Here is a 12646-nt window from a genome sequence, read left to right as displayed (position 1 = left end):
CCCGGGGGTGCTGCGGTGCGGGCCCGGCGTCGGCGGGCTGAGCGGCGGGTGGAGCTGGTGCACGGTGAGGACGGGATGGCGACGCTGGTGGCGGACCTGCCGGTGGAGGTGGCCAGCAGCATCTACGCCCGCCTCGACCACACCGCGCGCAAACTCCGCAGCGCCGGGGAAACCCGCACCCTGGATCAGCTGCGGGCCGACGTGCTGGCCGACACCCTGCTCACCGGCGCCGGGTTGCCCGCGGGCCCGAAAGCCGACATCCATATCTATGTCGACCTGACCACCCTCGCGGGGCTCAACGCTGAGCCTGCGGAGGTGGCCGGGCACGGCCCGATCCCCGCGTGGCTGGCCCGCCAGTTGGCGCACGAGCCGGGGAGTACGTGGCGGCGGATCATCACCGACCCCGCCACCGGCGCGCCCGTCGACGCCGGACGCCAACGCTACCGGCCACCGGCCGTGACGGATGATTTCGTGCGGGTGCGGGACCGGGTGTGCCGCCACCCGGGTTGCCGCCGTCCGGCGCAGTTCGGCGACCTCGACCACGCCCACCCCCGCGCACGCAACGGCACCACCGACACCAAGAATTTGGTCGGCTACTGCCGCCGCCACCACCGCACCAAACACACCCCCACCTGGCACCACCAGTTGTGCCCCGAGACCGGGCGGCTCACCGTCACCACCCCGGCCGGAGCGACGTTCACCAGCGACCCCGAACCCCTCCACGAACCCCGCCACAGTGAGCGGTGAACGCCACATCCCCGCGCCTCACGCGGGCAACGAGCCACCCACCGCACCCCGCGAGACCCGGGCGGCACCGGCACGCGCCACCCCGCGCGCGACGCCGCACCGCATACCGTGCCCCGCCCTCCGCCGCATCCCCGGCACAGCGCGGGCAGCGACCCAGCCGCCGCCGGCCGAGGCCATGCCGACCCGGCCACGACACCCGCGCACCAGCGGTGCCAGACCCGAACTCCGCAACGCCACCCCCACAGCCCAAAAAGCCACACCCGCCCACCCGAGCGCAGCACCCGCCCACCTGAGCGCGGCACCCGCCCATCTGAGCGCGGCACTCGCGTGCTCGAGCGCAGCACCCACCTGAGCGCAGCACTCGCCTGCCTGGGTGCAGCGCTCGCGTGCCTGAGCGCTGCACGTCCCAGCCAAGCGCGGATCTCGGGCGCCGTAGCGCGACACTCGGCCGCCCGAAACGCAGGCTTCGCCTGCCTGAGCGCGGCACTCGCGTGCCCGAACACGGCACTCGCGTGTCTGGGCGCGGCACTCGCGTGTCTGAGTGCAGCACTCGCGTGCCGGAACGCAGCATTCGTCTGTCTGGATGCGGCACTCGCGGGCATGGCCGCGGCGATCCGCCCGACTGCTGAACCCTCAGCACCGCCTCTCTCGGCGGCCGCCCCGCTCGGCGGCCGGTCCGCGTCATCGCTGATCCGCCCGGCTGACCGAACCGATCGACACCGAACCGTGCACATCGGGTCCGCTGGTCACCGATGCGGCCGGGTGCCGCATCCGGTGGGTGCCGCATCCGGTGGGTGCCGCATCCGGTGGGTGCCGCATCCGGTGGGTGCCGCATCCGGTGGGTGCCGCATCCGGTGGGTGCCGCATCCGGTGGGTGCCGCATCCGGTGGGTGCCGCATCCGGTGGGTGCCGCATCCGGTGGGTGCCGCACCCGGCGGGCGCCGCATCCGGTGGGTGCCGAACCCGGTGGGTGCCGCATCCGGTGGGTGCCGCATCCGGTGGGTGCCGCACCCGGCGGGCGCCGCATCCGGTGGGTGCCGAACCCGGTGGGTGCCGAATCCGGCGGGTCCCGAACCCGGCCGGGCGCCGTTCCTTGCGGAGCCGGGGCGGTGACCGACGCGGAGCCGGGGCGGCGACCGACGCGCGGCGGTACTGCCGACTTCATCTGTTCGTTATTCTCCGGCCATGTCGTCGCCCCGCGCCGCCCTCGTCAGGGGCACCGCTCGCGTGGTGCGGGCGGCGACGGCGGGCGTGGCCACGGGCGCGCTGGCGGTCCTCGCCCACGCCGGGGCCGGCGGGGCGCTGCCCGGCGCACCCGAGGTGGCGGCGCTGATCGTCGCCGTCGGCGTGGCCGCCGCAGCGCTGGGCGGGCGCGAACGCGGTCCGCTCGCCATCCTCGCGCTGGTGGTCGCCGGGCAGGCGGCGCTGCACGGTGCCCTCTCGCTCACCGCCTCCGGTCACGCGCACCATGCCGCCGGTCACGAACCCGTCCCCATGCTGCTGGCCCACGTGCTCGCCACCGCCGTGACGGTCGTGGCCATGACCCGGGCGGAACGTGTCCTGTTCGCGCTCCTCGCCGCGCTGGCCGCACGCCTGCCGCGCCGCCTCGGCCCGCTGCCGGTGACCGACGGGCGCCCCGCCGGGTGCCCGGCGCCGCCGCGGCAGCCGACGATCACCGACATCCTGCACCGGCGCGTGCACACCCGGCGCGGCCCGCCGGGGACGCTCTAGTCACCCACCGTCCACCCACCCGCGCGGAGCCACCGCCCGCGCGGCCCTTTCCCTGCGCGGAAACGGGAACACCCCAGAACGCGCGGAACGCGCGAAACGGAGCGTCCTTGTCATGTCCGAGAAAACCGCCACCGAACCGGCCGCGGCCGCCAGGGGCCGACGGCCCGGCGGCTGGCGCGGCCTCGTGCTGCGCCTGCACTTCTACGCCGGTGTGCTCGTCGGGCCGTTCGTGCTCGTCGCCGCGCTCACCGGGGTCCTCTACGCGGTCACCCCGCAACTCGAGTCGTGGCTGTACAGCGACGAGCTGACCGCCACCTCCACCGCCGAGCCGCTGCCGCTCGCCGAGCAGGTCCGCGCCGCGCAGGCCGCCGTCCCCGGCGGTGACCTGCACGCCGTGCGGCCCGCGCCGGAGCGCGGCGACACCACCAGGGTCCTCTTCGCCGACGACGCCCTCGGCTCCTCGGAGTGGCGGACCGTCTTCGTCGACCCCGGGACCGGCGAGGTCACCGGCGACCTCACCACCTACGGCACGAGCGGCGTCCTCCCGCTGCGGATGACGCTGGACCAGCTGCATCGCAACCTCCTCCTCGGCGAACCGGGCAGGCTCTACAGCGAACTCGCGGCCTCGTGGCTGTGGGTCGTCGCCCTCGGGGGTCTCGTCCTGTGGGTGACGCGCCGCCGCGCCACCCGCCCGAACCGGACCCCACGCGCCCGCACCCTCGCCCGGCACGGCACGCTCGGCGCGTGGCTGCTCGTCGGTGCGCTGTTCCTGTCCGCGACGGGACTGACCTGGTCGACGTACGCGGGCGCCAACGTCGCCGACCTGCGCGCCGCGTTGAGCTGGAGCACGCCGTCGCTCGAGACCGGGACGGCCGAGCATGCGGGCCACGGCGCCCCGCCGGGGGACACCGGCGGTGGAGGCGACCCCGCCGCGGCCGTCGACCGGGTGCTGGCGGTCGCGCGCTCGGCGGGGATCGACGCGGGCCGCGTCGAACTCGAGCCACCCGCGGAGCCCGGCGGCACCTGGTCGGTGACCGAGATCGACCGCGGCTGGCCGACGCAGGTCGACGCGGTGGCGGTGGACGCGGGCACCGGCGGCGTCGTCGACGAGGTGCGCTTCGCCGACTACCCGCTGGCGGCCAAGCTGGCCCGCTGGGGCATCGACGCGCACATGGGCGTGCTGTTCGGCTGGCCGAACCAGGTCCTGCTCGCGGCACTCGGCCTCGGCCTCGCCACCCTCGTCGTGCTCGGCTACCGCCTGTGGTGGCAGCGCAGGCCGACCAGGGCCACCGGCCTCGCGTTCGGCCCCGCCATCCCGCGCGGGCAGTGGCGGCGCGTCCCGCCCGCGGCACTCGCCTGCGGCGCCGTGGTGGTGGCCCTCGTCGGCTGGTTCGCACCGCTGCTGGGCCTCAGCCTGGTGGCGTTCCTCCTCGTCGATCTCGCGCTGGGCAGGCGCGCGGCACGGCGGGCGCGCGGGTGACCACGGCCGGGTGGCGGCCGCCGGGGCCGCCACCCGGCCGTCACCGGGCCGCGGCGGCGCGGGTCCGCCAGAGCAGCCACACGAAGTACGGCGTGCCGACCATCGCGGTGAGCAGCCCCGCGGGAATCTGGGCCGGGGCGATCACCGTGCGGCCGAGCGTGTCGGCCAGCGAGATCAGCAGCGCGCCGAGCAGGGCCGCGACCGGGATGACCCGCGAGTGCCTGCCGCCGACCAGAGCGCGGGCCATGTGCGGTGCCACGAGACCGACGAAGCCGATCACGCCGACCGCCGCGACCGCGGTGGCGGTGAGCAGCGCCGCCGCGCCGAGCACGACGAGACGCGTGCGCTCCAGCCGGATCCCGAGCACACGCGGGGTGTCGTCGTCGAGGGCCAGCACGTCGAGCTCACGGTGGGCGAGGGCGATCACGGGCACCAGCACGACCAGGGCCACCGCGACGGGCAGCAGGTGCGCGGGGGTCCGCCCGTACGTCGATCCGGACAGCCAGGTCAGCGCCTTCGCCGTGTTCCACGGGTCGAACGCGACGATGAGGAACGTGATCAGGGCGTTGCCGCCCATCCACACCCCGATGCCGATCAGCACGAGCCGGTCGGAGTCCAGCCCGGCCCGCCAGGCCAGGCCGTACACGGCGGCGAACGTCAGCACCGCGCACCCACCCGCGACGGCGGACAGCGTCCACGCCCCCGCGAGCGGCACGAGGGTGATCAGCGCGACGGCACCGACCCCGGCGCCTGCCGTGATGCCGAGCAGTCCCGGCTCGGCCAGCGGGTTGCGGCAGACGGCCTGGACGGCGGCCCCGGCGACCGCCAGCGCCGCGCCCGCGAGCAGCGCCGCCAGCACCCGGGGGTACCGCTGGTCGAGGACGAACGTCAGCGCGGGACCGGTGCGCTCCCGCATCCAGTTCACGATGTCCCCGGTGAGCACGCCCGTGTCGCCCAGCAGCATCCCGGCGGCCAGTGCGGCCACCACGAGCGCGGACAGCGCGACCAGCACCAGCGCCACCGCCCGCCCGCCGCGGACCGTGCCCGCGTGCGCGGCCGGGCGCTGCCGCGCCGGTCCGGAGCCGCGGTACCCGCGGGCCAGCCACACCAGCAGCAGCGCACCGGCGATCGTGGTGACCACGCCGGTCGGGATGTCCACCCCGGCCTGACCGCCGAGCGCGGCCCGGACGGCGACGTCGGCGGCCAGCACGACCACCACGCCGGTGAGCCCCGCGAGGGGGAACAGCAGCCGGTGCCGGTGCAGCCGCGGGATCCGCGAGCCGAGCAGCCGGACGATCGCGGGCGCGCACAGCCCGACGAACCCGATCGGCCCGGCGAGCGTGACCGCCGAGGTGGCCAGCAGCACCGCGAGCAGCGTCGCCGCCAGCCGGGTCCGCCGCACGGGCACGCCGAGCACCGACGCGGTGTCGTCGCCGAGCGCGAGGATGTCCAGGCGATGCCCCAGCAGGAAGCAGGCCGCCACCGCCAGCGCGATCACCGGGGCGGTCTGCGTGACGGCCGTGAGGTCGATCTGCACGAGCGAGCCGCTGCCCCACGCGAACAGGCCGACCGTCTCCTGCTCCTTCAGCACCAGGAACAGCATCGTGAGCGCGTTGAGCGCCAGCGCGATCGCGGCACCGGCGAGGATCAGCCGGGTCGGGCCCGACGCCCCGCCGGCCGACAGCAGCAGCACCAGCCCGGCCGCGGCCAGCCCGCCGAAGAACGCCACGCTCAGCGTGGCCATGCCACCGAGGAAGGGGACCCCGGCCGCGAGCGAGAACCCGAACGCCGCGGAGAGCACCACGGCCAGATGCGCTCCCGCGTTGATCGCGAGCGTGTCCGGTGAGGCCAGCGGGTTGCGGGCGAGGGACTGCAGCACCGCCCCGGCGATGCCGAGCGCCACCCCGACCGCGACCCCGGCGAGCAACCGGGGCAGCCGGGACGCGACCAGCACGCGCGCGGCGTCCTGGTCGTCGCCGCCGAAGGCGATCCGGAGCAGGTCCAGTGCCCCGACGGCGGACGTGCCCTGGGTGAGGTGCACCGCCGACAGCGCGACCACGGCGAGCCCGGCCGCCAGCAGCGCGAGCGCCGCCGGGACCGGGCGTTCCGGGGGAGCGGGCCGGAGGTCCGGGTCGGACGATCCGGGAGCCTCGGCCGTGGCCGTCGAGCTCACGAGGCGAAGACCGAGACGAGCTCATCGAGGAACTGCTCGCTGGACGCCGGGCCACCGAACGTCCAGATACCGTCGCTCATCCGGTGCACGTGCCCGGCCCGCACAAACGGCAGCGACTTCCAGATCGCGTTGTCCGCGAGCCCATCGGCGAACACGTCCTCGCCGCCGGAGGCGCTGTAGAGGAACCGCGCGTCCTCGTCGGTGATCGTGGTGAGACCCTCCACATCGGTCTGGCCGAGCCCCCACACCTTGTCCACCTCGCCGGGCCAGGCGTTGCGCAGCCCGGCCGCGATGGCCAGCTGCGACGCCAGCGCGCCCTCGCCGTAGGGGCGGATCGCGATCGCGTTGCCCTCCTGCCAGCCGTCGGCGATGACGAAGGACTCGCCGGCCGCGCCCGCGTCGGCGATCTTCCGCTTGGTCTCGGCCAGCGCGGCGTCGAAGCCGGACAGCACCCGCTCGGCCTCGGCCCGCTCGCCCACGGCCTCGGCGATCATGGTGAAGTCGTCCCGCATGCGGTTCAGGTTGTCCCCGGCGTCGCTGCCCTCGGTGACGAGCACGGGCACGTACTGCTCCAGCTGCTCGACGAGGGGCGCACTGCGGTAGCCCTCCATCACCACCAGGTCGGGCTCGAGACCGACGATCGTGTCCACATTGGGTTCCGCGCGGGTACCGACGTCGCGCACGCTCGCGTCGAGCTTCGCGGCGGTGACCCACTTGCCGTAGTCCTCGACCTGGCTGACGCCCACGGGCATGACGCCGAGGGTCACGAGCATCTCCGCCTCGGCCCACTCCAGCGCGACGACCCGTTCGGCGGGCGCGTCGAGCGTGATCTCCGCACCGCGGCTGTCGGTGACGGTGACCGGACCGCCGGAGGCCCCCGCCGGTGCCGGGGAACGGTCGCCTTCCGCGGGCGGTTCGGTGGTGCCGCACGCGCCGAGCAGCAGCAGGGCGCAGCCGGCGAGCGCGGCGAGGCGTTTTCCGGGCATGACAGAACTCCGTTCGCTGACAGGGATTCGTGGTGGTGTTCGGGCGGGCCGGGTGCTACCGGGGCACGGCCGTCCGCCGGGTGTGCCTGCCGACCGGGCGGGCGACCAGCGTTCCCGTCGCGGGGTCGGTGTCGACCTCGATCCGGATGCCGTACACCTCGGTGAGGTGCTCGCCGGTGAGCACCTCCGCAGGCGTTCCGCCGGCTCGCACCACACCGCCGTGCAGCAGGACCACGTGGTCGCCGATCGCGGCGGCCTGGTTGAGGTCGTGCAGCACCACACCGACCGCGACGGCGTGGTCGTCGGCCAGCTCGCGGACCAGGTCGAGGATCTCCACCTGGTACCGCAGGTCGAGGAAGGTCGTGGGTTCGTCCAGCAGCAGCACGCGGGTGTCCTGCGCCAGGCACGTCGCGAGCCACACCCGTTGCAGCTCCCCTCCGGAGAGCTGGTCGGCGGGGCGGTCGGCCATGCCGGTGACGCCGGTGACCTCCATGGCCCGGGCGATCGCGCGGCTCCCCTCCGGGTCGTCACCACGCCAGCGCCCGCGATACGGGTGGCGGCCGTAGGCCACGACGTCGGCGACGGTCACCCCGCTCGGCGTCGGCCTGCTCTGTGCGAGCAGCGTGACCCGGCGCGCGAACTCCTTGGCGGACAACGCGAAGGCCGACGTGCCGTCCGCCAGCCGCACCTCACCGCGGTCCGGCCGGTGCAGCCGCGCCAGCGCCCGCAGCAGGGTCGACTTCCCGCTGCCGTTGGGACCGACGAGCGTGGTCACCCGGCCCGCCCGCAGCTCGATCGACGCGCCGTGGACGACCCGGGTGCCGTGGTAGCCGATGTCCAGCCGGGAGCCACTGACCGTGGCCCCGCCCGGCTCGCCGTCCGGTTTTCCGCTGTCCAGCACCCCGCACCTCGATCACTCGGTTGATTAAGTGAGGCTAACCTAAACAACCGAGAGAGCGCTGTCCAGCCTCGCCGCTGTGACCTGTGCCGGAGCGGAACGCCGTCAGCCGCAGATCTCGGCGAACCGCCGGGCGCCGATGTTGCCGCCGGAGAGGAGCACGCCCACGCGGCGGGCCGTGCGCGGTGCGGCGCCGCCCAGCACGGCGGCCAGCGCGGTGGCCCCACTGGGCTCCAGCACGATCTTGAGGCGCTCGAAGGCGAACCGCATCGCCTCCCGGATCTGCTCGTCGGTGACCAGTTCGATGCCGTCGACGAGCCGCTGGTTGATCGAGAACGTCAGCTCGCCGGGGATGTCGGCGGCCTGGCCGTCGGCGATCGTGCGCGGCACCGGGATCGGCACGCGCCTGCCCGCCTCCAGCGACCGCTTGGTGTCGTCCCCCGCCGCCGGCTCGACCCCGAGCACGCCGAGGCCGCCGCCGCGCAGTCCCTTGGCCACCGTCGCGCTGCCCGCGATCAGGCCGCCGCCGCCCACCGGTACCAGCAGCGCGTCGAGCTCACCCGCCTCATCGATCAGCTCCAGGGCCGCGGTGCCCTGACCGGCGATCACGTGCGGGTGCTCGTACGGCGGGACGAGCGCGAGGCCCCGGTCGGCGGCCAGCGCCTCCCCGATCGCCGTCCGGTCGCCGGTGTAGCGGTCGTAGGTGACGATCTCCGCGCCGTAGCCCGCGACGGCGTCCCGCTTGGACTCCGGGGTGTCCTCGGGCATCAGGATGACGGCGGTGCCGCCGAGTTCCCTGGCGGCGAGGGCGACCGCCTGGGCGTGGTTGCCCGAGGAGTAGGCGGCGATGCCCTTCGCGCGCTGCTCCGGGGAGAGCCGGGAGATCGCGTGGTACGCGCCGCGGAACTTGAACGCTCCGATCCGCTGGAAGTTCTCGCACTTGAGGTACACCTCGGCACCGGCGATCGCGTCGAGTGTGCGCGACCGCAGCACGGGGGTGCGGTGCGCGGCCTCCTTGATCCGCGCGGCGGCGGCGCGGACGTCGTCGAGCGTGACCGGGGCGGTGGGGGACATGGTCATCCTTCCTGGGGGACCGAACCATCCGAAGTGGACTCCTGGCGCACTTCGGCGAGGTAGTTGTACGCGGAGGCGCGGGAGATGCCGAGCCGTGCGGCGACCTGCGGGACGGCCCGGCGCACGGCGAACACGCCTCGCTCGTGCAGCCCGCGGAACAGCCGCAGCCGCTCGGCCCGGCTGAGCTCGGCCCACGGCCTGCCCTCCCGCAGCTGGTGGGCGTCCACCACCGCGTCGACCACGGCGTCGATGTCGTCGCCGAACGTCGTGGTCGGCACGGTCGCCGCGGTGGTCACGCCGGTGAGCTCGGCGAGGACGCCGTGCGCCTGGGTCACGGCGGTGAGGTCGAGGTTGACGCACAGCGCACCGAACACCGAGCCGGTGCTGTCGCGCAGGACCATCGTCGACGACTTGACCAGCTTGCCGTCCCGGGTCCGGGTGACGTAGTTCAGCTCGTCGGCCGCGTCGTCGCCGCGCGCGAGCAGGCCCATGCCGATCTCGCTCATCGCACCGCCGACCCCGCGCCCGGTGACCGAGCCCGCGATGGCGACGACGGAGCGTTCGGGCCGCCGGAAGTCGTGCACCACCACCTCGCAGAACGAGCCGAGCGTCGCCGCGATGCCGTCGGCGACCGGCCCGAGCGCGCGGAGTATCGCGTCCCGTTCCGCGTCCATGCCCGCCCCGTTCGCCCGCCGAGTTTGGACTCAGCGTATAACGCACTGGACGAAACGTCCAACACGACGGGGGAGATGCCGTGGCCGGGCCATGCCCCTCAGGTCGCGGGGACCTCGGTCACCCGGTCGGCTCGTCCTCGTCCTCGTCGGTGCTCGGGGGCCGGGTCCGCGACGTGCCACCGAAGCCGGGTGCGAGGTCGGCCGGATCGGGGCTGTCGTCGTCCCGGTTCGGTCCGCCCTCGGGCGGGTCGGGCACGGGAAGGCCGGAGGCGTCCTTCCGGTGGCGCTCGTCGTCCTGCATGGCTGGCTCCTTCCGCCGGGAGCACGGGGTTCCCCGTCCGGGGCCGGCGAAACGGCCGCCACCGGGCTGCGCGGGCGGCCGGTCAGTCACCCGGTTCGAAGCGGACGAACGGGATCTGGCGGCCCAGCTCCCGGTAGTCGGCCTCGGTCCCGTCGACGGCGAAGCCCATCAGCCCGCTCAGCCGCCGCGCGGCCCGCGGGTGCCGCCGCCCGTAGCGGGCCATCACCTCGCCGCCCTCGGCCTCGGGCAGCGGCCGTGCGGTGGCCCGCACGGTGCGCCCGCCGACCTGGAGGGTGACGTCCGGGTTCGCCCGGACGTTGCGGTACCAGTCCGCCCTCGGGCCGAACCCGGACGCGGCCACGTAACCACCGGGGTCGCGCTCGACCACCTCGACGACGGTTCGCCGGGGCAGGCCGGAAACCCGGCCGGTGTGGTGCAGCAGCATCATCCGGGTGCCGAAGATCCTGCCCAGTCCCAGCCGGTAGACGTGGACCGGCAACCGGAACAGCAGCCTGGCGAGGCCCCTCGGCGGGCGGACGCGCTTGACGATCTCCACGGTGACTCCTCGGTGCCGGGGCTGGTGCTCAACGGGTGGTGGTGGCGCGCACGAGGGGCGCCTCGGGAACGAGGAAGCAGACCAGCAGCTTGAGATAGAACAGCACCGGGAACCACAGCAGCGCGGCCGGCAGCGGCAGCCACGTGAGGTTGACGAGCACGGCGCCGAGGTACAGGCCCATCGCCGCGGGCCGCTTGAGGTGCACCGGCAGCGCCTCCAGCAGGATCGCGGAGCCGAGCAGCAGCGCGGCGTTCCCCGCGAACCAGACCCAGCCGCCCGCGTCCAGCACGAGCGGCACCGCGACCAGGTACGCCAGGTGGGAGCCCACGAACAGCAGGCGGCGCCGAGTGCCCGCGCCCGGCCGGTGGTACCAGCGCTTCGCCGGATTGGTCGCGTTGGTCAGCACCCCGCCGACCAGGTCGACGACCATGACCGCCAGCACGGCCAGCTCCAGCGGAGACCGCCCGCTCCAGCCCCCGGTGTGCCCGAGGTACGCGGCCAGCAACGCCGTGCCGGTCAGCTGACCCGCGAGCTCGACGACGTTCTCCGCGCGGCCACGGCCGGGACCGAAGAACCGGCGCACGGCGCCCGGCGGGGTCGGCGGGATCCGCCAGTCGAGCGCCAGTCCCTCCGGCGGGCCGTTCTCGGTGGTGGCCGGACGGGTCATCGTGCCTCCTCGTCATCCTGGGTTGGTCGGCCTGGCGTGGCCAGGCGATCTCCACGCACAGGCCGTGTTTCGGGCGCATGGCGGCGAATCCGGTCGGGGTGATCCGCTGCGGCGGGAGCCGGTAGTCGTGGCGGGCCAGGAAGCGGGCGAGCAGCGCGCACAGTTCGGTGGTGGCCATGGCGGCGCCGACGCACCGGTGCGTACCGCCGCCGAAGGGCAGCCACTCGTGCGGGGCGGGCCGGACGGGCTCGCCGTCCCGGCCGAGCCATCGCTCGGGCCGGAAGGCGCGCGCGTCCCGGTAGACCGCAGTGGACCGGTGCGTGACGTACGGGCTGTAGAGCACGGTGGTGCCCGCCCTGATCCGGTGCCCGGCGAACGCGAAGTCCGCCGCGACGTGCCGCGCGGACAGCACGGCGGGCGGGTACAGCCGCAGGCCCTCGGTGATCACGGCCCGCAGGTAGGGCAGCCGGGCCAGGTCGTCCACCTCCGGCGGCCGGTCACCGAGCACGGCGGCCACCTCCCGGCGGGCCTCCGCCCTGGCCCGCGGATGCGTGCCGCGCGCGTGCAGGATCCACGCCATGGCCGCGCTCGTCGTCTCGTACCCGGCGGCGATCAGCGTGACCACCTGGTCACGCACCTCGTCGTCGGACAGGCCGTCGCCGTCGCCGTCGCGCCCGTGCACCAGTGCGGCCAGCACATGTCCGCCCGCCTCCCCACGGTGCTTCCGGACCAGCGCGATCTCCGCGTGGATGCGGGCGTCGACCCGGGCCCTGGCCGCCGCGGCCCGCCGCCACCGCGGGGTGCGCAGCCTCCGGTGCAGGCTCACGACCTCCGGGAGCCGGTCGACCAGGTCGAGCAGCGGCTGCAGGTCCGCCGACAGCGCCTCGGCGCCGCGCGCCAGCCGCGGTCCGAACAGGGACCGTACGGTGCTCCGCCGGATCGCCGCCCGGAAAGCCTGGTAGGCGTCCACCCGGGTGCCCCCGTGCCAGGTGGCCATCGCCTCGTCGGCGGAGTCGGCCATGATCCGCAGGTAGCCGCCGACACGGCGGTGCTGCAACGCGGGCTGCACCAGCCTGCGCCGCCGCCGGTGGTCCGGGCCGTCGGACACGATCAGTGACGTGGGACCGTCGACGGGAACCAGGCCGGCGAACGCCTCCTGGACGCGGAACAGGTCGTCGTGGGCGAAGACGAACCGGTTCGCCTCGGGACCGAGGAGGTAGGCGAACCTCCGCCGCCCCGCGCCCAGCCGCACGACGGGGCCGAACCGCCGGTGCGCCCACGCCAGCAGTTCGCCGGGCGGGTATGTGATCGCGGGGATGCGGTCCGTCCCGGTGGACTGGTCGAGCGTCATCGCCGGTT

At 74.9% G+C, this 12646-nt stretch carries 11 protein-coding genes and 1 pseudogene; 3 read left to right on the top strand and 9 right to left on the bottom strand.

The genetic code is table 11. The features are described 5' to 3' along the window. From B0I33_RS29270 to B0I33_RS29260, 3 genes are all read left to right on the top strand, one after another. On the top strand, nucleotides 1–747 hold a 747-nt coding region (locus B0I33_RS29270; protein WP_146147582.1), incomplete at its 5' end, for an HNH endonuclease. 1185 nt (nucleotides 748–1932) lie between these two features. Next, entirely contained in the window at nucleotides 1933–2478 is a 546-nt protein-coding gene (locus B0I33_RS29265; RefSeq protein ID WP_245901190.1) for a hypothetical protein, read from the top strand. A 112-nt stretch (nucleotides 2479–2590) separates the two neighbouring features. Then, entirely contained in the window at nucleotides 2591–3958 is a 1368-nt protein-coding gene (locus B0I33_RS29260) for a PepSY-associated TM helix domain-containing protein (RefSeq protein WP_106182511.1), read from the top strand. Between the two features lie 40 nt (nucleotides 3959–3998). Here B0I33_RS29260 and B0I33_RS29255 read toward each other — a convergent pair whose 3' ends face one another. From B0I33_RS29255 to B0I33_RS29215, 9 genes and pseudogenes are all read right to left on the bottom strand, one after another. Beyond that, entirely contained in the window at nucleotides 3999–6131 is a 2133-nt protein-coding gene (locus tag B0I33_RS29255) for an iron ABC transporter permease (protein ID WP_106182510.1), read from the bottom strand. Then, on the bottom strand, nucleotides 6128–7117 hold the full coding sequence (locus tag B0I33_RS29250; RefSeq protein WP_106182508.1) for an ABC transporter substrate-binding protein: 990 nt from the start codon (nucleotides 7115–7117) through the stop codon (nucleotides 6128–6130). The genes B0I33_RS29255 and B0I33_RS29250 overlap by 4 nt, the downstream gene beginning before the upstream one ends. Nucleotides 7118–7172: 55 nt before the next feature. Then, the gene (locus tag B0I33_RS29245) at nucleotides 7173–8018 is read right to left on the bottom strand and encodes an ABC transporter ATP-binding protein (protein WP_181193498.1); all 846 of its coding nucleotides are present in this window, start codon (nucleotides 8016–8018) and stop codon (nucleotides 7173–7175) included. Between the two features lie 102 nt (nucleotides 8019–8120). Then, nucleotides 8121–9089 (bottom strand): pyridoxal-phosphate dependent enzyme, encoded by a 969-nt coding sequence (locus B0I33_RS29240; protein ID WP_245901188.1) that lies wholly within the window; start codon nucleotides 9087–9089, stop codon nucleotides 8121–8123. 2 nt (nucleotides 9090–9091) lie between these two features. Further along, the gene (locus B0I33_RS29235) at nucleotides 9092–9763 is read right to left on the bottom strand and encodes a helix-turn-helix transcriptional regulator (RefSeq protein ID WP_106182505.1); all 672 of its coding nucleotides are present in this window, start codon (nucleotides 9761–9763) and stop codon (nucleotides 9092–9094) included. A 118-nt stretch (nucleotides 9764–9881) separates the two neighbouring features. Next, nucleotides 9882–10064, bottom strand: a complete 183-nt coding sequence (locus B0I33_RS29230; RefSeq protein WP_106182503.1) for a hypothetical protein — start codon at nucleotides 10062–10064, stop codon at nucleotides 9882–9884. Between the two features lie 82 nt (nucleotides 10065–10146). After that, nucleotides 10147–10620 carry a nitroreductase family deazaflavin-dependent oxidoreductase gene (locus B0I33_RS29225; RefSeq protein WP_106182501.1) on the bottom strand — a complete coding sequence of 158 codons (474 nt, stop codon included), beginning with the start codon at nucleotides 10618–10620 and terminating at the stop codon, nucleotides 10147–10149. Between the two features lie 28 nt (nucleotides 10621–10648). Further along, nucleotides 10649–11287: a hypothetical protein gene (locus B0I33_RS29220; protein ID WP_106182499.1), complete on the bottom strand. Its 639-nt coding sequence runs from the start codon at nucleotides 11285–11287 to the stop codon at nucleotides 10649–10651. A 160-nt stretch (nucleotides 11288–11447) separates the two neighbouring features. Beyond that, nucleotides 11448–12638: pseudogene (locus B0I33_RS29215) on the bottom strand (cytochrome P450); the annotation flags it as partial. Nucleotides 12639–12646 lie beyond the last annotated feature (8 nt).

The sequence above is a fragment of the Prauserella shujinwangii genome (assembly GCF_003001955.1).
GTDB lineage: Bacteria > Actinomycetota > Actinomycetes > Mycobacteriales > Pseudonocardiaceae > Qaidamihabitans > Qaidamihabitans shujinwangii.
Note: the sequence above shows the minus strand (reverse complement) of the source record. Positions and strands in the feature narration are given on the sequence as shown.

Bases quoted from the DNA above. Each gene is read 5' to 3' on its own strand.
- B0I33_RS29260 (WP_106182511.1), top strand. From the start codon at position 2,591: ATGTCCGAGAAAACCGCCACCGAACCGGCCGCGGCCGCCAGGGGCCGA.
- B0I33_RS29235 (WP_106182505.1), bottom strand. From the start codon at position 9,763: ATGGACGCGGAACGGGACGCGATACTCCGCGCGCTCGGGCCGGTCGCC.
- B0I33_RS29230 (WP_106182503.1), bottom strand. From the start codon at position 10,064: ATGCAGGACGACGAGCGCCACCGGAAGGACGCCTCCGGCCTTCCCGTG.
- B0I33_RS29220 (WP_106182499.1), bottom strand. From the start codon at position 11,287: ATGACCCGTCCGGCCACCACCGAGAACGGCCCGCCGGAGGGACTGGCG.
- B0I33_RS29240 (WP_245901188.1), bottom strand. From the start codon at position 9,089: ATGTCCCCCACCGCCCCGGTCACGCTCGACGACGTCCGCGCCGCCGCC.
- B0I33_RS29250 (WP_106182508.1), bottom strand. From the start codon at position 7,117: ATGCCCGGAAAACGCCTCGCCGCGCTCGCCGGCTGCGCCCTGCTGCTG.
- B0I33_RS29265 (WP_245901190.1), top strand. From the start codon at position 1,933: ATGTCGTCGCCCCGCGCCGCCCTCGTCAGGGGCACCGCTCGCGTGGTG.